20 protein-coding genes and 1 pseudogene are annotated in these 23602 nt (G+C 40.9%); 5 read left to right on the top strand and 16 right to left on the bottom strand.

The features are described from left to right. Positions 1 to 56 precede the first annotated feature (56 nt). A complete protein-coding gene (locus tag CKY02_RS07270; protein ID WP_112894778.1) occupies positions 57 to 968 on the top strand; it encodes a ribosome-inactivating family protein in 912 nt (303 codons plus the stop codon). A gap of 355 nt (positions 969 to 1323) precedes the next feature. On the opposite strand, the gene CKY02_RS07265 is transcribed toward CKY02_RS07270, so the two are convergent. Further along, complete coding sequence (locus CKY02_RS07265; RefSeq protein ID WP_240002020.1) at positions 1324 to 1902, bottom strand: DNA-binding protein; 579 nt, start codon at positions 1900 to 1902, stop codon at positions 1324 to 1326. Positions 1903 to 2186: 284 nt separating this feature from the next. On the opposite strand from CKY02_RS07265, the gene CKY02_RS07260 reads away from it, so the two are divergent. From CKY02_RS07260 to CKY02_RS07250, 3 genes are all read left to right on the top strand, one after another. Continuing rightward, complete coding sequence (locus CKY02_RS07260) at positions 2187 to 2426, top strand: type II toxin-antitoxin system prevent-host-death family antitoxin (RefSeq protein WP_011145933.1); 240 nt, start codon at positions 2187 to 2189, stop codon at positions 2424 to 2426. A 146-nt stretch (positions 2427 to 2572) separates the two neighbouring features. Further along, positions 2573 to 3523: an Rpn family recombination-promoting nuclease/putative transposase gene (locus CKY02_RS07255; RefSeq protein ID WP_112894776.1), complete on the top strand. Its 951-nt coding sequence runs from the start codon at positions 2573 to 2575 to the stop codon at positions 3521 to 3523. A 98-nt stretch (positions 3524 to 3621) separates the two neighbouring features. Continuing rightward, positions 3622 to 3783 (top strand): hypothetical protein, encoded by a 162-nt coding sequence (locus CKY02_RS07250; protein ID WP_420800730.1) that lies wholly within the window; start codon positions 3622 to 3624, stop codon positions 3781 to 3783. 121 nt (positions 3784 to 3904) lie between these two features. Here CKY02_RS07250 and CKY02_RS07245 read toward each other — a convergent pair whose 3' ends face one another. After that, a complete protein-coding gene (locus CKY02_RS07245) occupies positions 3905 to 4960 on the bottom strand; it encodes a fucose-binding lectin II (protein ID WP_112894775.1) in 1056 nt (351 codons plus the stop codon). A gap of 62 nt (positions 4961 to 5022) precedes the next feature. Then, the gene (locus tag CKY02_RS07240) at positions 5023 to 5889 is read right to left on the bottom strand and encodes a tail fiber protein (protein ID WP_112894774.1); all 867 of its coding nucleotides are present in this window, start codon (positions 5887 to 5889) and stop codon (positions 5023 to 5025) included. 469 nt (positions 5890 to 6358) lie between these two features. Here CKY02_RS07240 and CKY02_RS26665 point away from each other — a divergent pair. Beyond that, positions 6359 to 6472: pseudogene (locus CKY02_RS26665) on the top strand (hypothetical protein); the annotation flags it as partial. On the opposite strand, the gene CKY02_RS07230 reads toward CKY02_RS26665, so the two are convergent. The 13 genes from CKY02_RS07230 to CKY02_RS07165 form a co-directional block, all read right to left on the bottom strand. Continuing rightward, the gene (locus tag CKY02_RS07230) at positions 6469 to 7482 is read right to left on the bottom strand and encodes an Insecticial toxin (RefSeq protein WP_112894773.1); all 1014 of its coding nucleotides are present in this window, start codon (positions 7480 to 7482) and stop codon (positions 6469 to 6471) included. The pseudogene CKY02_RS26665 and the gene CKY02_RS07230 overlap by 4 nt on opposite strands. 64 nt (positions 7483 to 7546) lie before the next feature. After that, on the bottom strand, positions 7547 to 8449 hold the full coding sequence (locus tag CKY02_RS07225; RefSeq protein ID WP_112894772.1) for a Pvc16 family protein: 903 nt from the start codon (positions 8447 to 8449) through the stop codon (positions 7547 to 7549). A 21-nt stretch (positions 8450 to 8470) separates the two neighbouring features. Continuing rightward, positions 8471 to 10555: an ATP-binding protein gene (locus tag CKY02_RS07220; RefSeq protein ID WP_112894771.1), complete on the bottom strand. Its 2085-nt coding sequence runs from the start codon at positions 10553 to 10555 to the stop codon at positions 8471 to 8473. A gap of 9 nt (positions 10556 to 10564) precedes the next feature. Continuing rightward, on the bottom strand, positions 10565 to 12526 hold the full coding sequence (locus CKY02_RS25620) for a contractile injection system tape measure protein (RefSeq protein ID WP_238399151.1): 1962 nt from the start codon (positions 12524 to 12526) through the stop codon (positions 10565 to 10567). Positions 12527 to 12607: 81 nt separating this feature from the next. Continuing rightward, positions 12608 to 13963: a tail fiber protein gene (locus CKY02_RS07205; protein WP_112894770.1), complete on the bottom strand. Its 1356-nt coding sequence runs from the start codon at positions 13961 to 13963 to the stop codon at positions 12608 to 12610. A gap of 150 nt (positions 13964 to 14113) precedes the next feature. Beyond that, a complete protein-coding gene (locus CKY02_RS07200; protein ID WP_112894769.1) occupies positions 14114 to 17014 on the bottom strand; it encodes a hypothetical protein in 2901 nt (966 codons plus the stop codon). Beyond that, on the bottom strand, positions 17007 to 19712 hold the full coding sequence (locus CKY02_RS07195) for a baseplate J/gp47 family protein (RefSeq protein WP_112894768.1): 2706 nt from the start codon (positions 19710 to 19712) through the stop codon (positions 17007 to 17009). Before CKY02_RS07195 ends, CKY02_RS07200 begins: the two co-directional genes overlap by 8 nt. An 84-nt stretch (positions 19713 to 19796) precedes the next feature. Beyond that, complete coding sequence (locus tag CKY02_RS07190) at positions 19797 to 20213, bottom strand: hypothetical protein (protein WP_112894767.1); 417 nt, start codon at positions 20211 to 20213, stop codon at positions 19797 to 19799. After that, entirely contained in the window at positions 20210 to 20656 is a 447-nt protein-coding gene (locus CKY02_RS07185; RefSeq protein WP_112894766.1) for a GPW/gp25 family protein, read from the bottom strand. The genes CKY02_RS07190 and CKY02_RS07185 overlap by 4 nt, the downstream gene beginning before the upstream one ends. A 12-nt stretch (positions 20657 to 20668) precedes the next feature. Then, positions 20669 to 22270, bottom strand: a complete 1602-nt coding sequence (locus tag CKY02_RS07180) for a phage baseplate assembly protein V (protein WP_112894765.1) — start codon at positions 22268 to 22270, stop codon at positions 20669 to 20671. Continuing rightward, positions 22267 to 22950, bottom strand: a complete 684-nt coding sequence (locus CKY02_RS07175; protein ID WP_112894764.1) for a CIS tube protein — start codon at positions 22948 to 22950, stop codon at positions 22267 to 22269. The genes CKY02_RS07180 and CKY02_RS07175 overlap by 4 nt, the downstream gene beginning before the upstream one ends. Then, positions 22937 to 23116, bottom strand: coding sequence for a DUF5908 family protein (locus CKY02_RS07170; RefSeq protein WP_112894763.1), 180 nt, complete (start codon positions 23114 to 23116; stop codon positions 22937 to 22939). The genes CKY02_RS07175 and CKY02_RS07170 overlap by 14 nt, the downstream gene beginning before the upstream one ends. Next, entirely contained in the window at positions 23113 to 23571 is a 459-nt protein-coding gene (locus CKY02_RS07165) for a phage tail protein (RefSeq protein ID WP_112894762.1), read from the bottom strand. Before CKY02_RS07165 ends, CKY02_RS07170 begins: the two co-directional genes overlap by 4 nt. Positions 23572 to 23602: the final 31 nt, after the last annotated feature.

Below are 23602 nucleotides of genomic sequence, written 5' to 3'. Positions count from 1 at the left end.
AATTGACACTTTAAGACTAATTGAAATGTTAAGTTCTAATCATAGAAGAGAGCGGAATGAAAAATTTTTACAGGTACTTGATTTTATTTTTCTTTTTATTTAGTAACGTAGTATATTCTAAGAGCGTCAATTTTGATTATTCAGATGCTCAAAACTATATTAAATCCATTAAGAATCTTAGATCTATAGTAGGGAGCCACCTACCTAATGTTCCCGGATTACTTGTCCTTAATCCCACTGAACCATATACATCGGTTCACCTCATAAGTAATAATGGGGATGTTATTGATCTTATATTATCAAATACTAATTTGTATATGGTGGGATTTGTCTCTGCTGGGATATTCTACAGATTCAATGATACTGAATTTTCCAACATAACAGTTCCGGAGACAAACCTTTTAAATTTAAATATTTCTTCAAGTTATATTGATTTATTTAGACGGGCTAACCGTACAAGAGAAGAAACAATTGTGAGCAATGAAACCATCAATAGCGCCATTACGACTTTATGGCGGCAAAATGGTTCAGGAACAGTAGAGCCTCTAGCAGCAAGAGCTTTTATGACATTGATTACCGCTGTGGCTGAATCAGCTAGATTTAGCCGAATATCTTCGTTTATAACTAGCAACTATGATAATAATGTGCAGATAGGAGGAGGTTTGGTCAGATTAACTAACCGGTGGTCAAGCCTAAGCAGTTATGCATATGAAATGTCGAATAATGCAGGTTCAAATGCGGGCTATTTTGACGATATAGTTAATTCTATAAATAGAAATAGATTATATGGAGTACTCGCATTGGCATTATATTGTGATTTTTCTACTTCCTCTAAGCTAAAACCAAGGCTATTGACATTTTCTGAGACTACCCCATTGACCGTAGATACCTGTTCATCTGAACGAGATATTACTCTCATAAATAATATTTATTGGCCAAACAATGTGTTACAAGCGGTGTTTGATTGAATTGACGGCACTTTTGCAAATAGAAATACGAGTTATTCACTAGGCGTACTTCGTCTAGGTGTAGTGGCATACTAATTTTAGTCACCTGAATGGGGTTGTAAGCCGGAAATTTCGTCTTACAACCCTTATGTGCAATTATGTGTGACTAGCATTGTGATCAAGTTTTAATGCAATAAACCCCAAAAAATCAATCAATTTAAAACCACTTTAATCGTCGTATAATTGTGGTGCCAATCACGGCATAGCGGTGTCAGTGGGCAAGCACACGACACCATTTCAAAAAAACATTAAGGAGAAGCCTATGGCAAAACTTATTTATGGGGGTACCTCACAATGCAAACAAAGGAGACTTCTCTTAACTGGCGATCTGTTTGCCCATCTGTTTCGCTGCACGAAGCATTTTTGAAACATCATCAATGCTGCTATCTTCTTTCATGATCTCAATAGGGGTTTTCCCTTTACCGTTCTTGTCGCTCAAGGGGGTAGTCAAAAACGATATTCTGGAAATAGGCCCGATATCATTGCTCATTGCTTTCATGACGTTTTCAAAGTGAGGTAACAGCCCTCCCTCTTTGAATTGAAAGAGCGGGAAGACATGATCGCTGTTCTTCTTGAAAGCGAGCAGCTTATTTCCCTTCACTCGCAAATTAACGGCCTGACGCGTGATACCGAGAATATCAGCAACATCTACTGCTTTAATTACGCCACCCATGCGCTCAATTTCCTTATAAAAATTGGACAGGTTCTCAGCGCGACGCTTTAGTTTGCGGAGTTCGTGATCGGGAGTCCTGGTACTCTTTTCAAGTACGGTTGAATACAGCAGCCCAAAAAGTTCGCTATCCGGAAGAACAAGAGCATTGCTGGCCTTCGCCTTTTCAGCAAACTCAGGCATCAATGAGCCGAATATTATGTCAAAGCGTTTTTGCAGTAACACCTGTAGCTCATTCAAATTACGTTGTTTGGTTGCGGTGTTTATAAAACCTCCTATTTCTTGACTATTATTTTATTCTTTCAACTAGAATTGGTCAATTAACATAGTGCAAATCAAAGGTGATTTGCAATCAGATAAAGCTATCAACTTTTACATATGGCGGATAGGGATCGTGCGAATAAAGAGATTGCGCCACGGATGGCACATATAGATGTTTAGCTTGATATTATACTATTTTGTCATACAATCTTTGTATGATATTTATACTACGGTGAAAAAGGCATATTATGCGGAAGACAATATATAGCGTTGCAAAGGGAAATCTTGCTTCGATAATGGATCAAGTTGTTCAGGATTGTACACCAATATTGATTACCAGACAAAACGGCGGTGATTGCGTTATTATTTCAAGTGCAGAATATGCAAGCCTTGAAGAAACTGCTTATTTACTACGTTCATCCGCTAATGCAAAACATTTACTTAAATCATTGGAGCAGGTAAATAGCGGAAATTTGCAGGAAAGGTAACTAACCTGAACTTCGCTTAAGAAGGAAATTAAAGTATCTGAGATACGATCAAAGTTTTTGTCAAAGAAAATTCAAGACATCTCAGTCCTCTTGGTTTCTTGCTTAATATTCCTTCAATATAAAAGAAAGTATGCTACCATTCACCGATGAAGAGAAAAAATACACCAACGCCACATGACGCTGTTTTTAAAAAGTTTTTAAGTCATATTGATACTGCCAGAGACTTTTTGGAGATACATTTGCCTGCGACATTACGGGCAGTTTGTGATCTGGATACACTGCGGTTGGAATCAGGGTCGTTTATTGAAGACAATCTGCGGGCGCATTATTCCGACATTTTGTATTCATTGAAAACGGCTCAGGGTGACGGTTATGTGTATTGTGTGATCGAGCACCAAAGTTCCCCGGACAAAATGATGGCATTTCGATTAATGCGCTACGGTATTTCAGCCATGCAACGGCATCTGGAGCAGGGACATGAAAAATTGCCGCTGGTCATTCCGGTGTTGTTCTATCACGGTAAAATACAGCCGTATCCTTGGAGTACCAATTGGCTCGACTGTTTCGATGATCCGGCCCTGGCGGAGGAAATCTATTCCAATAAATTCCCGCTGGTAGATGTGACGGTAATCCCGGATGATGAAATCTTGACGCACAAACGGGTCGCGCTACTGGAAATGGTGCAAAAGCATATCCGGCAGCGAGATATGGCAGAGCTGCTGCAAGAGTTGGTTATACTGCTGACGTATGATTACTATACGGATGAACAGCTAAAAAGCGTGCTAAACTACTTATTACAGGTGGGAGATACCGCCGATCCAGAGGGTTTTATTCGGCGACTGGCAGAACAGTCCCCGAGGTATGAGGAGGTACTGATGACAATAGCACAAAGATTGGAACATAAAGCACGTCAAGAAGGACGTCAAGAAGGACGTCAAGAAGGGCGTCAAGAAGGACGTCAGGAAGGGCGTCAGGAAGGACGTCAAGAAGCAACGTTAAAAATTGCTCATGCATTGCTGAACAGCGGAATCGATTGTGAAACAGTGATGAAAACCACCGGTCTGAGCCAGAACGAACTGGAGCAAATACGCCACTAACTCGTCTTGAGAGTTCTCAATCAGCATTCAACGATCCGTGTGAGATGAGGATCTTACGGCGACTGGCAGAACAGTCCCCGAGGTATGAGGAGGTACTGGTGACAATAGCACAAATATTGGAACATAAAGCACGTCAAGAAGGACGTCAGGAAGGGCGTCAAGAAGCAACGTTAAAAATTGCTCATGCATTGCTGAACAGCGGAATCGATTGTGAAACAGTGATGAAAACCACCGGTCTGAGCCAGAGTGAGCTTGAATAAATGTCCGACAAAATTACTGTATTTCTTCCAAATACTACTATTTATTTTACGGTAGTCATATGAGTAGGAAAAAATGCGCCACGGAGGGCGCAATTATTATTCGAAACCGAGAGTTTTTAGTTTATGTCAGCGGCCAATTCAAGAACACTACGCTATCATTGTAATGACTCTTGGTACTATTTTCAGCACCGATAATAGCTGTTCCCGGATTTCCATCAAATATATTATCGAAATAACGAAGCTTACATGGTTTGCCATCCCCTTCAATCTCAATACAGATTTTGCCTGTACCTGATGTGTAGGCTTTAGTCGCCATGAGGTTATTTTGTCCTTTACCAGTTAATGTATCTACCAGAAGATCGTCAATATATACTTTTACAGTTTGCGAAATATTTGTATTAGCGTAGGCTGTCAAGCCAAATCTAATACTTTGAGGTAACTTGAAACAATGTTTACCCGTGTCATTAGTACCACATGTTCCATTACAGACTTTACTATTGCCTCCACTATTGCCTCCACTATTGTCTCGGTGACTGCCTAATAAATCGGTATCGATAGATACTGCGGCTTGAACATTTTTGAAGGCTAATCCTCTCCAACCCTCATTATCGCTGGAGATGATGATTGGCCCGGCATCAAGTGCATTCAAATTTGGGTCGAATCGAATAAAAGAATCACCTTTGAAAAAATAAATAAAATTTCCATCGATATCTGGCCATGAAATAATGGCATCCAGATTGCTACTAAATTCTGCATATTTTCCGGTCATTCCCCACCGGTCTGCAATAGTGCTGGTCTTAATTGTGTGTAAATCAATGGTGTAATCTATACAATATCTACCTTTGAAAAAACAAACAGTGTTGTTGGTCAATTCTATGGCAGCATCTATTCCATTTTCAAGTTCTGTTCCTTTTAATCCAGGCCAGCCATCTATAATGAAGTTCGGTCCATCAACGACCTGTGCTTTAGCGATATCGAATTTAAGATATAGTGAACCTTTAAAAAAATATAAAAAACCATTTAAATTAACAACATCGTCAATATATCTTTGGAATCCAGCAGGCAGGTTGGGCCAATCTTTACCGATGGATTGGGGGTAACCCATGTATGTATTTAAACATTGATTATTGAACTTAATGTTTTCTTCATTCAGGAAGAAATAACTAGATATATTCATTGTTATATATCCTTTGTAATTAGAAAATAAGAGGTAATTTAAATCTTTCTGGTGCAACGGAATTAAAGTTTCATAATAAAAGCTAATAGATAATAAGGCGGAATGATATCAATGCTATGATTATGTGAAGGGGACGATGCTGTTGCCGGGTGATTATGTCCTTGTCCTCCGCCTGTGTTTGATGTGTAGGGATAAAGACTATATGTGACTAAAGATTTACGCCATATTGAACTTTTAGAGTAACTATCTATTTGATATGTGGTTTTGGTATCACTAAAGTAACTATATTTCATTCCATGACCATGCGAATAAGTCATACCTCCAATATGTTTATGACTAGGTATTTGTGATTCTGTTAATATTGTATTTTCCACAGTAACTTTTACTGAAACCGCAGTTGATGTTGTATTTTTAGAAAAGCTTTTTTCTATGCCACTACCATTAGCTTTACTATTACTTTGCCCTGTCTCAGAAAGAGTTTCACCACACATAACAAAACGGCTTCTTAAATCTGGTGTTCCGTTATTACCATCACAAAAAGCCCAGCCGGTAGGAGCATTCTCACCGGAGAACATCATAATCATTCCTTTTGGCAGTACATTATTGGGATCAATACTGATGCCGCTACTGTCTACTTTAATACCATTACCCGCTTTTACATTTAATCCGTCTTTATCTGCTTTTAAGCCGCCATCAGGGTTAATTTTTATTGCCTGTGTATAGTCATCACCCGGTTTTAGCTCATATGATTTACCAATTGCATGGTAGTCCATATTAGCAACATCAATTAAGTTGGCATAGTCGGTTGGTATGTGGGTATTGTCTTCTTTACAATGATCTTTTAATTCATTTTTAACAGGTCCTGTTGATTCAATATTGATATTCTCTGTGTTGGATTCTAAAGTAGATCTGTTATATTTTTTTCCCATTTTTATCACCTTGTATACAAGTTTTAAATATCCTATAACTATAAATATTGCTGAGTAATTAAATGGCAATAAGATAGATGTTTTATAATAATTAAGTTGGTGTTTTTGTAGCGCTATATTGATTTCTACTTTATTATAGATGGCAAGTTATATCCATGACTTTTCCTTTGTTTATTATTTACATTTGAAAATTTATTCTTTTATTATTTAAGTAACTTTTAGTGGGGCGAAATAATTATTGTCGATGAAATATTTATAAGCAATATCAATTAATAACAGAGATTGTTAATGGATGTTTATTTCTCTGATTATTCAATTTCAAGTATGGCAAGGCGGGGATAATTGATAGGGTTATTTTTATTGATTGGGATAAGTGGATTGTTTTTATTTCTATGTTTATCGTTCTTCTGGTAAATTAATATGCCTGTTATCTTTCAAATTGCCTTTTTACTGGTAACAGAATGATAAGAAGCTTATTAAGCAGATTAACGAGCTTCTTAAAGATATAGAAAGAACACTATTCTGCGGTATTAATAAGCCTGAGCTAATACAGATTAGTCATTCTTTCTTGCAGTATTATTAATGAGATTTCCGATTAAATCTGGCCATGCCCGGTTTTTGTGGATTGGAAACGAATCCGGGATTTCCAGCGCCCGGTTTCCAGCTTGCTTTCATTTTTGCGCCAATACTATTATAAAACTGATTCAGTTCATCGATATTATTGGCAATGGTCCATTGCCCTTTACTGACGATAGCAACCGGAAATTCGCCGGGTTCAGCAACCGCTTTGACAATTCCCCCGTGTTTCTTTATCTCTTCTCTTTCTTCATCCATCGCAAAAGCAGGGTAGCTTACCTGAGGACCATGCCTGATAACATTATGTTCTGTATCTTCAAATGGCCGGTTTGAATCAGATTTAGCAATATATTTGTTAATGCGATCGATGATTTTCTTTTCTTCTGATGAATTGGATGGTACTGAATGTGGTTGAGTGGTGAAACTAATCATGTCATGCATATCATAATCACCGGTGAAAGGCAGCGCGGTCCAGTTCCTTTTTTCTTTCAAAGGAGCCAGACTTGTTTCGAGATTGTTTAAATCTATGGGATAAATTTTCCCATTGACCTGTTCATCTGATAAACCGTGACCGCTGCTCATATAAATACCTTCGAGACGCCCCGTTTCTTTATTCCAGTGACCGACATAGCCTTCAATACCCGCCTCCTGTACTTGCTTTATGACATCTGAAGCTTCATCTTTAGGATAAGCTTTGTTAATTGAACCGGGTTTAATGGTTTTTTCCAGAATATCATGCCCCTTGGCCGCGGCGCCTTTACCTAAGGCTCTGAGTGTTGGCTCACCCGCTGCCCGAAAACTGACAGCAAAGTTACCGAGTCTGGATGCTTTTTCAATTGCCTCCATATGGCCTTCCCAGATAAATTGTCTCTTAACTTCTTGGCGAACGGAGGAGTCGTTAGTCAGATTATTTGAAAGTGAAAGATGTCCATCAGAAGGGATTGATGATGGAGATGTTCTACGGCTATTTTTACTATTCTGTGTGAGTATTCTCTGAGAATTAGAATATCTTGGCATATTTATAAATCCTTGGTCATTAGTTTGATCTATTATCTGTATAATTTTCTCTTTATTAATGATTTTATATTGAAATTAAACTATCAGAATTTTCTTTAGCGATAATAATACCTATCCCATTTACTTTAATTACGGCTTTCTGGCTATTTACCCATGTAGAAAGAATATCTTTTATTTTAGCTAAATAGATTGAACGGGTAATGCCCGAGACTTCAAGAATAACACTTTTATTTTCCTGATTATCGTTATTATCTGTTGTAGGTTCGGTTATTAGATTCACTTTAGCCAAGGCAAGGCGAATATCTTCTGTACCGCCTAAATCGGCACATAATTTATCTGCCAGAACCTGATTTATTTGTGAATTATCCAGACTGGGTTTTTGAACTACAGAAGTCGATATTTGGCTAATTGGTGTCATATTGTCTTTAATATCTTGCAGTTTCATCGGTACGGTAATGGAATAGAGTAAAGATAGGCGAGGGCGATTACCCAGAGCTTGCCAAAAATTACCTAAGCTATTTAAATTTTCCTGTTGGGGAATAACCCGGGTATAAGCACCGGGAATACCGGTTAATTGGCGGTTGTTGATTAATGCATTTAAAATTCGAGTCATCACTTGCGCAGCTTGATTATTGGGTTGGCTGTCTGGGTTGGAGCTGTCGCTAGAGGGCTTGCTGGCATCCCAGTAGGTGATTAAATAGTTACAATTGATATTGACCCATCCAGGTAATAATGTGTTAGTTGCCGGATTATAACGTCTTGATTCGGCAGATCGTAATTGTAGATCTTCATGTATCTCATAAAGAAATACACTGACTGTCGGTTCCGATTGAATGGCGTTAATTTCGGGTAGATCAAAACGAATATCAATTTTTTGACCGGAAATGTCTAAATATTGAGATAAAATAGTATCTAATGCTTGATTAATTTCGATAATTGCGTTGTCAGAAGCAATGATGGTTGTCATGTTTATATTCCTATTCTATTTTTAAAACGCTAATCGACCCGTTTTATTTAATTCAAGTATCACGGCGCGATCGATATGTTTATTTTCGATTTGTTGACAGTTATCATCTGCTGATAATATTGATGACAATAAAGCAATATTCCTGATATTAGCCCCGGTTAAATCAGCACGTTTAGCCAGATGAGCAAAATCAACTTCATTGGATAGTGTTAATTGTTCCGGCCAAATGACTTGCCACATTTTTTTACGTAACTCTTCATCAGGGTAAGTAAAACGGGTAATAAAGGTAAAGCGGCGATTAAACGCGCTATCTAAATGACTGCGATTATTGGTGGCTAAAATCACCAGCCCCGGATAATTTTCCAGTCGTTGTAATAAGTAAGATACTTCGATATTCGCGTGCCTGTCTTGAGCATCTTTGGTTTCGCTGCGTTTGCCAAATAGGGCATCGGCTTCATCGAAAAACAGCACCCCGGAATCCGCTTCGGCCAGATCGAAAATACGAGAGATATTTTTTTCCGTTTCACCGATATATTTATTCACTACGGTGGAGAGATCAACTTTAATCAGATCAACCCCAAGATAACCGGCAATCACCTCGGCAGCCATTGTTTTGCCGGTACCCGATTCGCCGTAAAATAGGGCGCTAATACCGGTACCGTAATTGATTTTTTCCTGAAAACCGGCGCCCAGAATTTGGTCACGGTAATTAATCGCTGAGATAATTTCTTTTAATTGTTGTGCTAATGTGTCTGAAACCACTAAATCGTCAAAATTGCGCTTTGGAGTAATTCGTTGAGCCAGTTTGCCGAAATTCTGTTGGGCGCGAAAACTTAATGCTTGACGCAGATCAGTTTCTTCCAGTTGGCCTTCTGGTTGCCGGATCATTTGATATTGATAAGCTTCTTCAAGAATAAGCGGTAATGTTTCCGCGGTAAAAGAGAAGCGCTGACATAGCCGAGTAATATTAATTTTTTGAGCAATATTCTCCGATAAGCTTGTTTTCAGTAAGGTTTCTTTATCGGTCAATGTTGCACTGGGCATATTAATTTGCACCATTGGCAGATGCTTAATCCAGACTAATGCATCTCCCGGTTCTACCAGACAAACCACACGTAATTTCGGCTGATTTAGCAAAATAGATAAATCGCGGTGTAATATTTTCTTTGCCTCTGTAAGTAAAGAAAAATTGCGAATTAATAGACAAGCGTTATGTAGCCGGGTTTCTCGTATTGCATCCGCCAGCAGGCCGGATATTAGGGTTGTGTTCTCTTCATCGGGCAGGAGGGCTAAATCAACAGTTAAGGTATTAATGCCATGAGATGCCATAATATTACTGACTGCTAATTCTCTGGCGCTGCCTTCTTTTCCCCGGAATATCACCATTGGTCGTATTTCATCAGTTTCATTCAACAATATCTTTTCCAGTGAATGATAAAGGGGCAGAGGATACCAATTATATGAAGCAGGCGTTTGCCAATTAGCACAGGTTATTAGGGGCGGTAAAAGGGTTCGTTGTCCCGATAAAAAATGCCAGATCGCGTTGTGGGTTAAATATTGTGTTTGTAACCAGATAGATTCTTCATGATTATTGAGCCGTAATAATTGGTTACTGATTAACGGTGTTTGCGGAAAAAAGCTGTTTTGCAGTAATTGCCGATCACTTTGACGTTGGCTAAATAATTCAATGGCTAAAGCGAAGCTGGGCCACTGTTTTTTACTGCTACCATTTAGAGTAGCAAATAATGCATGATAACGGCCATCGAAATGGGGTAATAGACCTAATAATAAAACGTCACGTTCAAATTCAGTCAGTTTAAAACGTTCGACTAATAATGATAATGCATCAAGAGCAGGGCTTGCCTCGATTTCTGGATGGAGAATAGGATTATTCGTTTTAGCCAGCCAATGAGGTATACCTTGCGGTGATATTAAACACTGTTCTATTTCCTCTTCGGTTAGTAAAAAGCTTTCCGGTAATGCATCGTACTGATCTCCCTTTTGATAATAATATTGCTGTAATAGCAGATCGATACGTTCCAAATGGGGATAAATCCAGTGTAATTCTGTCACGCTACAGGGGTTATTTGTCAGTAGGTAGTCCATATAAGCCTTCTAAATATTTTTCCAGTCAATCTTTAAAGGGCGATCCAGCCAGGGAAGCTTAGCGATATTTAATGGCCACGGCCAATCGGTTAACAGCACATCAAATGGCTGATGTTGTACCGTGATTTTGATTTCCTGATCACTGATCAGCAATTCACCCGGTCGTTGTAAAAACAGTTGGCGAGCGTCATTACGGGTTAATTTTTTCCAGCCGGGAAGTTGGCTAATAATGGCATCTAGCCATTGATCTATAATCAATTGTTTTTCTGGTTCAACAGGCGCTAATTCAATAGGTTCGTTAACCATTAATCCGCACAGAACGTTATTCAATATATTTAGTTCTGTCTGTATTTCTTCGTTTACCCAAATCAGATAGTTAAGGAAATTAACCGCGCTAAATTGTGCTTGACGATGAATAAATATTTTATCATCAAGTAGGCTAAATTGATTAAATAATGCGGGTAGCATCGGCCATAAAACTAATATTCCAGCATTATTTATCTGATATAGAAGAGTTTGTTTAGGCAATAAAGCGTATTCTGAATGTGTTTTATTGATATTATGTAATTGGTTAGCGTTATTTCCTGTAATATGCAAGTTATTCGATGTTGGTAATATTTTCTGGTTTTCTGATATTACCTCCTGATTTGTTGAATATTTATATCTATGAACATTTTTAATATCAACATGAGTTACGGCTAATTTCTTGCTGGATTTATCTTTATCTGCATGGTCTGAAATAAAATGTTCAGGTAAATATTGCTCTTCCTGAATATTGATGCTGTCATGATTTTTAGCAATTAATTTTTTATCGAGTATATCTTTATCCGTATGATTTGAAATAAAATGCTCAGGTAAACATTGATCTTCCTGAGTATTAATGTTGTCATGATTAGTAATAATTGATTTCTTACTGAGTATATCTTTATCCGTATGATTTGAAAAATAACACTCAGGTAAATATTGATTTTCCTGAGTGTTAACGTTGTCATGATTAGTGAAAATTAATTTTTCACTGAGTATATCTTTATTCATATGATTTGAAATGAAACGCTCAGATAAATATTGATATTCTTTAGCCGATAGGTGTTTTTTACTGAATGTTGCAACAGTAATAGTTTGCCATAACTGTTTTAACCAATTATTTAATGGAATATTGTGAGTGATAATTTGGCGAAATAACGGAATAGTAGATGCTGCATTAAGTATACCGCTATCTAATTCAGTGATGAGATGTGATAGCACTTTCACATCCAGTTTAGGTATCTCCTGTGTATGATTTAGCTGTATATATTGCAACGCATTGAGTATCAATTGTCCGGGGAAGACAGGCTCCCCCAAATATTGTGATCTGTTTATCCTTTCGGATAGTCTGTGGTTAATAGCGCTTAATAAAGTGGGTTGTTTGAGCATTAATAACCGTTGTAGACTTGGTTCAGATAAACAGTTTTTTGCTAAAAACAAAACCCATTTATCTTCTATTCCAGCTAATTGATTAACTAATTGTTGGATATTGATGTCAATATTTTGATGATAAGTTTTAATCTCTATTGAATTGAATGGGGAATTCTTTTGATTTAAATAATGAATGAAATCTTCAATATTAATTGAATTATTGACATGTAATAAAGAAGGTTTGTTGGTTATTTCCTGTGGTTTTGATTGTCTTAGGGATGTTTTTTTCTCCTGATTATTAATTTGATATTGGCTTAATGCTTTATTTAACGCAGTATTAAGCCTTACAGGGAATATTGAATTAAAATTATGTAAATTTATTTCACCAAGATCCAGAGTTAATGTTTCTAAATAGATATCCTGATTAATGGGATGTTGAGTAAAGAATGTGTTAAATAACTTATTGATATCAGTTTGATTAAGCAGGGAGCCATGCAATACCTTTTTAGCTACCTGTGAATTATTAGCCTCGATAGTAATGCTAATCCGGTTTAATAGATTTGGCTCCAAAGTCATATTAATATTTCCTCTGTCGTGAATTTACGTAATAAATTTGAAGTAGGTTTTATATAGAATATATCACTATGATTAGCTAATTTATTTTTTCATAATGTATCTCATGAAATATATATTTGCTGCTACATGTGTTCCATATTCTAACTGCCAATAATTAGTACTTTTACCCATAGAGCCTGAAATTAAATTAATATGGTCAGTTGAGCCATAATTATCACTATTAGTATTTAAGTCAGGTGTACCATTACTTCCATCACACCATACCCAACCAGAAGGAGGGCTATCATAATTGCCATAAAATGGCACAATTGTTCCTGGTGGAATGATTAAATTAGCGAGTGCTGATGCAATTGATTGTATATCAATGCTTACGCCATCACTGTCTACTTTAATACCACTACCAGCCTTAGCTTTTACAGAGACGCCATTACTATCAACATTAATTCCATTGCTGGCCTTAACATCCAATCCTCCTCCAACTTTTACCCCCCAACCAAGATTCACAGAGATTCCTGTGGGATCAACGCTAATTGTGTTATCTTTGGATTTTACAGAGACACCATTCCAATCAGCGGTAATACCATTGCCGGCCTTGACATCTAATCCATCACCTATTTTTATTCCCCAACCAAGTCTTACGGATATCCCTGTAGGATCAACGTTAATTGTTTTATCTTTGGCTTTTACAGCGACACCATTATTATCAACGTTAATACCGTTGCCTGCTTTAACTTTTACACCGTCTGAACCTAGGCTTAATCCACTTACACCACTCCAACTATTACCGGAATTACCCCCTGCTAATTTTAAATAAAGGCCAGAGCCGTCAGTGACTGTAATACCACCGTTATCCCAACATTTAACAGCTACCCCCTCGTTATCAACGGCAATAGCGCTGTTAGCTTTAGCTTTTACAGAGACGCCACTGCTATCAACATTAATGCCATTATTCTCCTTAGCTTTTACAGAAACGCCACTACCATCAACGTTAATACCATTACCCGCCTTAACTTTTACACCGTCTGAACCCAGTCCCAATCCACTTACACCACTCCAACCATTACCGGAATTACCCCCTGTTAATTTTAAATAAAGACCAGAACCGTCAGTGACTGTGATACCACCGCTCGGCCAACATTTAACAGCTATGCCGCTCGAATCAACAGAAATACCGCCGGTAGGGTTAGTTTTTACTTTCAGCCCGGAGCTATTATCCAGTTCCAGTCCTGAATTTGGATTATCTGTTTGATCCGGTGCTTTGCCCACTGCCCGGCGACCGATATCAGCAATATCAATCAGGTCTGAATAATCAGTTTGTAGGGGAATACTTCCCGCTTTAAAACGATTCTTTAATTCATCTGATGAAGGTCCTTTTGATTCAGGATTGGTATTTTCTGTATTGGATTGCGAAGTAGACAGATTATGTTTTTTTTCCATTTTAGTGACCTTATATATAATATTGAATTATTCTATTTTAAATATCCTGTAAATATTGCTTGATCATAAGAGAGTAATCGGAGGATATTTTATTTAGTAATGAAATTGATGATTGTTTTTATAGTGCGATATTAATTTCTGTGACTATTTTTATTTAGATTGAATATTAGCTTGAATTTTCGGTACATATAATAACTGATTATCTTCTATGACCTTTTCATTCCATTGATCTCCATGCTCACCAATGACCTCTATTCGTTGTTGTTCGGTGGCGATTCGCATATTACCTGTACCGGTGGCTGCCGAAGGTAAACGCCCTAGTGTTAGCGTTTCTAAAATATTATACGCTTCATCACCCAGAGGCGTGGCATTGTTTTGCCAACGCTTATAAGTACTGGCAAAATTCTTGAAATGTTCTGGTGATAGCCAGTGGAAAATCATGGAAAGATGTGCCGGGAATTCGGCTAAGATCTCCGTTTTTACCCACGCCTCCAGTTTATAAGGATCGACTTTATCATTCTCAATAAGTTGACGATTAATTACCACACTGACCATAAATGAAAAGCGGTCAGCCAACGCGTATTTTTCATTGGAAAAGTACCAATGATAACGCCATGCGTCTTCTGGTTTTGGAAAATTATATTGTTGGCCCGATATTTTTTTAATTAATATCCGACCTTTAATGCGATCAAATTCCACGACTTGTGCTTTAAGTTCATAATCGGTAGGAGAATCACTATTAGCTAATATTGTTGTCGGTGGTCCATCGGGGGTAATAACATATTTCAGGGTGACTTCATCCTTTACTTCGATCATAGTAGGGAAGGGACTTTGGGTGCTGGAGGTGATCCAACGTTCATCTTCTGTTCCTGTTTGATATGTCTCACGGGCATAAACCAGTTGATAATCCATATCTTCCATCCATACCGGGCTATTACACCAGCGTAAATTACCTTGTTCAAACGCGGTTTTCACGCGGTCTAGATTACGCTCTAGATCAGTACTATTACGGGTATTAAGAGAGAAGGCGTCCCCTGTAATATCGGTGATCATTTGGCCCCGTAATGTGAATTTTCTGTCGCCCTCAATAATAATCAGATTAATGACCTGCCCGTGCAATAATTGGTCCGCTGCTCCTTTCTGGGTAATGATTAATTGATGATTTTTAGCATTGGGCTCACTTTTTATTTCCAGATTATCGGGCTTTTGCTCACTATCGAATTTTTTGTCAGGCTTTACCGGTAATAGCTGACGATGTTCAATCAGATAGAAAGGCAAATTAGCCAAGTTGGGGTTGTCTTTAAAACACTCTCCACCTAAGCCAATACGGGCGGCAATCCGTTTTTGCAGCGCTGACACTTTATCAATACGAATATTATTACGCTGGTAGGTCAATTCAGGTTGTTGAGCCAAATAACCGCGCTGAGTAGAGAGAAAGTCCAATGAATCCAGAGTGAGTGGTCTGGCTGCGCGATGAGTGCCAAAATATTCCAATAAGTCATTCAGGATTGATAATTCTTTTGCATAATTTTGCGGATGGATACCGTCATCATTATTAATTTGGGAATCATCATTTAGTTGTTTGATTAAATTGGGCATGATCTCCTGATGGATTTTCTGACCAACAGTATTGGCTTTAAAAGGCCATTGTGCACCATATACTGCATTTCCCCGTTGTTTAAAGGCTAACAGTTTCGGCAAAATAGCGAGTTCGGCGCAGCCGTTAGCCAGCATCTGTTCAAAAGGCAACATAAATTGGTGCAAGTGTATTTGCTGTTGAGTTTCCGCGTAGGTCTGTAATCCATAGCAGGCGGGTAATTTATTGCTGATCGGATAATAGTCCAAGACTTTACGATGTTTGCCCCAGTTTAATAATTCAGGCTGTGTCTCAATCAATGGCTCAGCAATAATTTTGCTCTCTATATCTTGTTTAGATACGGCGACTTTTACTCCACCTTTGGCGGTAATAATGAGCGGGCTTGCTGGTGAAGTCATTAAGCTTAAGGGATCACTGCCCCATAGCCTGGGATAATATCTTTGAGCGATTGTCCAGGACCAATTATCGTCCGCCAGCGGAGAAATATTTTCATCATGTTTGCCTGATGCTAATCGGGTAATACTTTGTACTCCGGGGATAGCCAATAAGCGATTAGCCAAATGGCTGAGCTTTAATTCTGTCGGCTTGGTGTAATCTTTGGCCGCCGGTAATTCCGGTATCCAGCCGTGATGTAAATAAGGTCCCGCGAATATTTCTTCATTACTGTAGCCTAATTCTTTCATGGCCTGAGTGGTATAACGTAACGGTTTTGCCAGTACCGTCTGTGTGGTTGTCATATAGACTTTGGCGAAGATGTCAGCAATATCTTTTACATCATCATCCAGCTCAATAGCAAGTTGCAACAAGAAATCCGTCGGTTGTAGCCAGATAATTTTACTGACGGATTCCCCTAGATTACGGTTGTTTTTTAAGAAAGCCGCCAGACTTTGCTGTGCCAGTACCTTATCGGCCTCAGTTTCCCGGCTAGGGAGTAGATAAAGCCAGTAATTGCCTCTCAGCGTTAACTGTTGGCTGTCTGGCGTTTGAATGAAACTGTATTCACGTTTCTGTTTGTTATACCAGTACTGATAACGTTCACTTTCAGGTTCACGAACTAGCTGTACATCGTTAAAGAAAAAATAACCCGTGCTTTTGTCGTTAATGTTATCGCTACTATGCAAATCCAGTAAGGCGCGGCGATAATCTTCCGCGGTAATGGGGCCACAGGTCAGCATTTGTTGCGGGCCGAATTCCTGTGGAAAAATGCCATTATCCGGTGTCTGTTCCTCTTTTTTAGGCGTGAGGAGATCCCTCAGTGGCAGCGAATGGCGATAGGCTAGATCAGATGCACCGTAACAACAGGCTTCTAATAAAGTGATACCGGGATCATTTTCTGCTGTATTGCTCCAGAGTTGCCCAGACTGTTGCTCAACTACCGTCTTGGCTTGAGTGAGTAAGGTTTCAAAGGCGATATCGTCTTTAACGATGGGAAACAGGGCATCTTGATTATCCATTGTCTGCTCCTTTATTAGCGGAACTCTTTTTTGACCAAACTAAAATCAGTACTTCATTATCAGCGGCCTCTACGCTGTCACCGACTGCTTTTGCGGTTTGGGGTAATTTTTTCAACGTTAAGTTGGTGACCCGTTCAACCAGAGGTGACTGTTGAATGGTGGCTAATAACGGGTAGTAATCAATGCGATTACCGGTTGTGACGCCGATAGCGCTATCTTCTGCCCACGGCATATATTTTCGGCTGAGTTCCTGCTGTAACTGATGACGGCCATAGTCGGGATTAACCCCTGCGACAAATACCAGTTGATAGCTGATTAGCACGTCAACGTATTTGGGATTGTCGATTTTGAGCGTGGTCCAAGGACTGCTGAGTTGGCTTATCCAGTCGGCCATTTCCGCCAGTCGGGCCGGATTCAGGATCGGACGCAGCGCATCGTCGTTATCTTTGTAACGACTGTTAGGGATCACAGTCAGTTGTTGCGTTTCCGGTGCCGGGATTTTGGTTAACTCATTGGCGGAAGGGTATTTGACATCAAATATAGTGATAAAATTCTCTTTCAGTAGCGTAACGATATTATCCCAACTTAAAGCGCGGTTACGATGGGACAACCGGGGCGGAATTCGCGTAAGAAAAGCGGATTCTGTTTCTTTCGGATGACCGTTCCAGGATGCCCAGGGTTGCGTCACACGGCTAATGGCGACGGATGCACTGACTGTCTGCTTAATAGTGTCGGCGACCAAGCCATTAATAAAGTGATCATTTTCAATGGTTTCTGGGTTGATTAATGTCGCGGTAGTGGCGTTATACAGTATGCCTTGCATTTTTGGGTAATTTTCAGGGGCGGTCTGTTGAGTGATCTCTGCTTTTAGCCAGTATTTTCCTGACGGCATTAAGGTTGCCTGATTTGATGCATCCTGTGGCAATAACGTACTCCATATCCCCCGGTCAAACAGGTTGTGAGTTTGATCATGAACCAGTTGATTTAATGGACTCCAGACATTTTCCTGATTCAGATAAGACCAGAATAGCGTAAGTTCTTGAACACCGACCAGTTGCCAGTATAGGGATAAGGTTTGTCCCGGTAATACGTTGGTGAAGCCCAAATAGAGTGCGTCATTAGCGAATGAAGGTGTTTCAGCGTTCGCGTTTCCCCAACCAAAAGGAGTAAGAGGATAAACGGTGTATTGCTCAGTTTTTGCGTTAACATTGAATGTGATTTGCAACGCACTGATTTGTGGGGTGTAGGGTAAATTCTTACTGGTCGGATCTTGCCAGTATTGGGTGTGCATAAAGTCCTGTTCAGCCAATTCTAAGCGCACTGACGCGGGCCAGTCATTGGGTGATGGGCTATCAGTAACGGAGTAGTCCATTGCCGGTAAGGTAAAACTCAGGTTTTGTCCTTGTGGTGCATCGGTTCCACCAAATAACGATGGGGTGCCAGTGAGCTTCTTTCTTTCCTGAGGCGTGACTAAATAGCCTTGGACTTTAAACGCGCTATTATCCGGTTCAGGGGTGTACCCTTTATACCACGCTTTAAAACTCTTGGTGGGCAAGCCAACCCATTGCGGCGTCAGGGTAAGCGTCGCGTTTTCAGAGCCATACCATTCAGGGGCAACCAGATTAAAGCCGGAACCCAACGAGGGAAATTGACCAAAAGGGAAACTGGTTTTATCTGTTTGTTCAGTTCCGCCATCAGAGGCATAGCGCACACTACGGTTGCCGTTAATATTGATTTCAATACCGGTAATTTTGGGCAATATGGGCTTCTGAGTCGTGCCTAATGTTAATACCGGCACGTCGAATGTCATGCCATCAAGGTTATCTGGCGGGCTGATAGGATCAGCCGTGGATGATAATCCCAGTTCAATCTTCTTTTTGTCGATAAGTTTTACCGATAACGATAACCAGTGATCTTCCGCACTAATTTTGGCGCTGAGATGTTCAGCTTGACCTGCCCAATCGTTTTCCAGCGTCAATGTGATATGGCGTTCTCCGGCGGACATAGCAAATAAAGATGAGGTAATCAGATAACCGGATAGCACCGCCACATCATTGGCTGTTGGGCTAAAAAGTCGGATACCATTTTCAGGTAATGCAATGTTATTCGAAAGATTAAAAGGTATTGCCGATTGCCAGCCATTGTTGCCATCTTTCCGATACCAACGCAGGTCGGTCAGCGCCCCTTGATTCGCCAATAAATCCGCGTCTGACGCATACTGTAACGAATTACCGGCGCTATCTTGCCCGGCATCAAACAGCGTGCCTTGTGCTGCCAGAAATTCTGCGTTATCCGTATTCAGAACAACGTTGATGGCAACACTATCTGCCTGGGCGCTTTTAGGTTTTAGACCTAATAATTCCCGGTAATAAAGATCACGGTGTCGTGCCGGAAAGGTGTTTAATAATCGTTTGGTTGTTTCCAGTAGTTTTAAAAAAGCCAATACAAAAGCTTGATGTGGCGGTAAAAGACCACTGGCTTGATTAGCCTGTTGGTAAATATTGGCTAATTGCTGAGGATTATTTTTCTGAATAAAGTAAAAACTGTCCCAGAACTGTTTTTTATCTTGATCGAAAGGGATGATTGCGGCGTATTTTTTAAGCCAGTTTAAAATATCCAGCGTACTTCTTTCATCAAGTTTAAACGCAGTATTTGGCACGATAGCGGAGAGTTTATTATCTAACCCGGCCTGTCCCATATTTATACCACCTGTTATTTGAATATATTCTTGATAGTTTTTCAGTAAATCATGGTTATTTAAAAATAGGGTTGAAGAGGTTATTTACCCGGCACTGACCGCATATTGGCTGGCAATAAAACGGCCTTTTCCCATACTCGGCGTTGTCACATCCGGGCCACTCGATGGATTATTCGCCGGTTGTGTCGGGGTAAAACGGGCAGTAAATTGCTGACCGACAATCATCACCGTGGCGGGGCTGCGGCAAAAGTTTGCCTGTTGGCTGGCATCCAATTGAGCAATGGTGACCATTCCCATACCGGGTATTGGGTGGCTCGGAGTAATATATTGCGCTTGAAATTGGACCTTTTTTTCGTCACCCACAATGGCGATCTTTTTGCCTTGGATCTGGGCGTGCCCGCTGCCTCTAATGGTTGCCGGTCCCAGAAGGGTGACTTGCCGGTTGCCGAATAACGGTTCAAATAGCAGATTGTCACCATCCACCACCAGTTGTTTACTCATAGGTTCACCCACACTTGGCCTTCGCTGACCTCAAGGATGCCATCAATTTGTTGGTTGATTTCGCTGCCTCTCAGGGCGTAAGTCACCTGAACATGCAGGGTATTGGGTAAGTCCGTTCTTTGATTGACCTGAATCATTGTGATTTGCGCACGCGGTTCATAGCGCAGTACCCGTTCTTCAATTCGAGTTTGGATTTCTGCTATCAGTGCATCATTAATATTGGCAAACAGATAATCATTCAGACCACAACCGTAATCTTCACGCATAATGCGTTCGCCGGGTTCAGTGAGAAAAAGAATTTTCATGCTTTGGCGAACATTTTCCGCACCTGCCGCCATTTGGACTCCGGTGGGTATTTCTGGATGCGTATTATCTTTAATAAAAAACTGTGGCGGAAAAGCCCAACCCCGGCCATAAATATCGGCTAATATATTGTCTGTCATTTCGCTGTCCTATTATTGTGTTAAGTTAATTTTCGCACCTTTAATATCGACGCCGGACTTTCCAGTGGCTGACAAGGATTTTTCCGCCTGTAGGTTAATTTCCTGGGCTTTGGTGATGAGATTTTTCGCTGAATCTAGCGTGATATCTTTATCCTGTTGCAGTGATAATGAATGTTTTCCGCTATTAAGGGCGGCAATTTTATCTTGATGATTGAACACTAATGCTTGTTGATTATCTCCTTGTTTAATGACCAAGGTTTTTATTGGATTTTTTTCACTGGGTTCTATTGGCGCTTTATTTTTCGGGTTGTGCATAGCGCCTAATATCACCGGGAAGCGGGGATCGCATTCAAAGAAACCGATAATCACCTCATCCCCCGGTTCCGGGTAGAAACAGAACCCGCTTTCATGACTGGCATAAGGTTTACCCAGTCGGGCAAAAAGTACGCTGTTGGTTAAATTTAACGCCGGTATCCTGACCGGAATTCGATCCAGTGACTGCTTGTCTTGTTGATATTTTTCCACAATCCCCACGTGCAGCTCTTTAACCTGCGGGACAGCCGGTTCTGTTTCCGGCAACAAGCCCAGAGTTAACCGGGTGCGCCAACCTTGCCGCTGATTGATGGTTTGACTGACGCCGGTGATAACGCTTTTACCATCCATTCCCTGACCAAAGCCGCTTAACGCCAGAACATCCCCCGGTTGATAGCGGCTATTCCCTGCAACTTCAACATTGCCCGAGACGTTATCATTTCGCAGGTTATTCAGGATGCCTTGCGCAAGGTATTTGGCTTGTTCATTATCTTGCGGATAACTGAAAACCCATTGCCATGTCTGATCGGTCAACGTTGCCAAACTGTCTGGCGCGAGTTGACCACTGCCAAGCCGACTGTTTTTTGCTTGAGTGGCCTGAGACAGTTTCTGTTGTGCGATATCCCAGGATTGTACGCTCACCGTTTTGGGGCTGTGCCGGTTATCCCATTGCAGATCTGCTTCAAACAGCACAATGTCTTGATCGCCGGCACGTTGTTTAATCGTGTGCGCGGTCGATTGATTAAGTGATTCTGGCGTCGCCAGCGTGACCGTCTCGTTACCGGGTAATAACCAGATATTGGTGGCGGCCAGCCGGTTTTTTAAGAATTTCCAGTCATGGCAGCGAAACTGGACCATCTGCTCATGTTCAGTTTTAAGCTGAGGTGCCTGTTTTATCGTGACCGGTATACCCGCCTGACTGAATAGTTTTCTGATAATGGCTTCATCACTCTGTTGACTGAATAGCTGTGAATGGAAATTGTCAGTGAGTTTTTGCAGTGGATGTTTCGCTGTTAGGGTAACCAGACTGTCCTGACCTTTGAACTTAAGCGCCTGCCGAACAATGATCCCTTTAAACAACACGGTTTTTTGCAGTTGCACGATCAGTTCTTGATTGGGCCGACAGCTTGTGAGTTCAGCTTGCGCTTTGGTGGCAAAAATCGCATTGGCGTCACCGGCTACGCTAAGCGTGATATTGGCTGTGGGGATACCGTTGATTTGGTGGTTTACGGTCAGACTCATCACAGAAAACTGGCTGAGGGTTTTTCCCGCTATTTTAACGTCTATCGCCGGTATTTTCATGCATCCCCCTGTGCCTGTAGCGTTTGCCCCGGGGTGAAATCATCAAGATTATCCAGATTGTTTTGCCAGGCGAGGGTGAGGTAATCAATGCCGCCTGCTAGAGAAGCCCCGGCACCTAAGGCGATTAACGGCAGAGAGAGCATATCGGTCACGCTGACTGCGGTGATCGGCGGTGATTTTAACTGCTGTTCCGTGGCTTGAATAACAAAGCTTTCGTCCGCGATCAGCGATAAAGTCGCGCTGGCTCGTAGTGGCGTAGCGTCCCGATCAAACAGGGTGTAATTGATGGTGAGATCACTGGCCCGGCAGGCGAAATAACCTTTGTTTTCCCAACGCATTTTGCCCCATTTGATTTTGAGGAAGTGGGGCACGTTGGTGCTGGCATCCACCGTACACAGAGTTTTCAAGGTTGAGAGTTGGGTTTCTACCGGGATAGTGTTGCCCGGCATGGTGGCGTCAAATAGCAGGACTAACGTCAAACCGGCGGGTTGTGATAGCACATAGCGGCTGCTTTGGCTGGCATTGTTAACACTTTCATCCTGTTGGTAGCGGGTTTGATAATCGAGCTGAATCCCATCAGGGTTATACATCGCCTGTAAGCTGCCCACGGAGATTTTCCCCTCCCGGTCTTTAAAGGCGGTCAGGGTGAGTTTGGACAGGCTGCGTTCAATTAAGCTCATAATAGCCTCCTGTTTCACGCAACGCCTCTAACACTTCCCGTTTGACGATCTCGATCAGACGGGCGTTATCCAGCGTCTCTTGGGCTAATGTCTGTGATGTGATGGGATTACTCTCGGAATCAGTCACTTTAGCTCGGATAATCAGCTCCTTAATTTCGACGGTCATACTTTTACTCCTAACCAGCGCATATCTTGATAACGCAATTCCAGTGAATTCACCAAAACGGTATTGCTATTGGCATCAAAGTCGCCGGTGGACCAGCGCACCGGTAGCGCGTTGCTTAATGTCCAACTTGCCACGGGTAACGAATTTTCATTCAGTAACATAATCACGACATCGGCATAGACCGCTTTTTCGCCACGCAGGACACGATCAAACACCAGCGTGAGGGGTGTCACTGTCATCACGCCACGCTCCAACATTAGACTGCCATGCTGGATCTTCTCAGCCAGCCAGACATTTCTGGCATTTTCCCCGCCTTGGCTGTGTTGGCTAGTTTGTAACTCACGGCTCAGGCCCGATATCCGTTGAAAGGCGATATCCAGCGGGCTGGGAATGTTGTTGAAAAGAAAACTGGCGATAAAACGGTGTGACACAGCCGGGGTGTAGAGGTTGTTCATATTTTGCCTCTGTTTAACTTTTGCCTCTGTT

Origin of the sequence: Photorhabdus bodei, from assembly GCF_003287735.1 — a bacterium.
Taxonomy (GTDB): Bacteria; Pseudomonadota; Gammaproteobacteria; order Enterobacterales; family Enterobacteriaceae; genus Photorhabdus; species Photorhabdus kayaii.
The sequence above is the reverse complement of the archived record's forward strand: the minus strand, read 5'-3'. Positions and strand labels throughout refer to the sequence as shown.

Bases quoted from the DNA above. Each gene is read 5' to 3' on its own strand.
- CKY02_RS07270 (WP_112894778.1), top strand. From the start codon at position 57: ATGAAAAATTTTTACAGGTACTTGATTTTATTTTTCTTTTTATTTAGT.
- CKY02_RS07260 (WP_011145933.1), top strand. From the start codon at position 2,187: ATGCGGAAGACAATATATAGCGTTGCAAAGGGAAATCTTGCTTCGATA.
- CKY02_RS07255 (WP_112894776.1), top strand. From the start codon at position 2,573: ATGAAGAGAAAAAATACACCAACGCCACATGACGCTGTTTTTAAAAAG.
- CKY02_RS07245 (WP_112894775.1), bottom strand. From the start codon at position 4,960: ATGAATATATCTAGTTATTTCTTCCTGAATGAAGAAAACATTAAGTTC.
- CKY02_RS07240 (WP_112894774.1), bottom strand. From the start codon at position 5,889: ATGGGAAAAAAATATAACAGATCTACTTTAGAATCCAACACAGAGAAT.
- CKY02_RS07230 (WP_112894773.1), bottom strand. From the start codon at position 7,482: ATGCCAAGATATTCTAATTCTCAGAGAATACTCACACAGAATAGTAAA.
- CKY02_RS07225 (WP_112894772.1), bottom strand. From the start codon at position 8,449: ATGACAACCATCATTGCTTCTGACAACGCAATTATCGAAATTAATCAA.
- CKY02_RS07220 (WP_112894771.1), bottom strand. From the start codon at position 10,555: ATGGACTACCTACTGACAAATAACCCCTGTAGCGTGACAGAATTACAC.
- CKY02_RS25620 (WP_238399151.1), bottom strand. From the start codon at position 12,526: ATGACTTTGGAGCCAAATCTATTAAACCGGATTAGCATTACTATCGAG.
- CKY02_RS07205 (WP_112894770.1), bottom strand. From the start codon at position 13,963: ATGGAAAAAAAACATAATCTGTCTACTTCGCAATCCAATACAGAAAAT.
- CKY02_RS07200 (WP_112894769.1), bottom strand. From the start codon at position 17,014: ATGGATAATCAAGATGCCCTGTTTCCCATCGTTAAAGACGATATCGCC.
- CKY02_RS07195 (WP_112894768.1), bottom strand. From the start codon at position 19,712: ATGGGACAGGCCGGGTTAGATAATAAACTCTCCGCTATCGTGCCAAAT.
- CKY02_RS07190 (WP_112894767.1), bottom strand. From the start codon at position 20,213: ATGAGTAAACAACTGGTGGTGGATGGTGACAATCTGCTATTTGAACCG.
- CKY02_RS07185 (WP_112894766.1), bottom strand. From the start codon at position 20,656: ATGACAGACAATATATTAGCCGATATTTATGGCCGGGGTTGGGCTTTT.
- CKY02_RS07180 (WP_112894765.1), bottom strand. From the start codon at position 22,270: ATGAAAATACCGGCGATAGACGTTAAAATAGCGGGAAAAACCCTCAGC.
- CKY02_RS07175 (WP_112894764.1), bottom strand. From the start codon at position 22,950: ATGAGCTTAATTGAACGCAGCCTGTCCAAACTCACCCTGACCGCCTTT.
- CKY02_RS07170 (WP_112894763.1), bottom strand. From the start codon at position 23,116: ATGACCGTCGAAATTAAGGAGCTGATTATCCGAGCTAAAGTGACTGAT.
- CKY02_RS07165 (WP_112894762.1), bottom strand. From the start codon at position 23,571: ATGAACAACCTCTACACCCCGGCTGTGTCACACCGTTTTATCGCCAGT.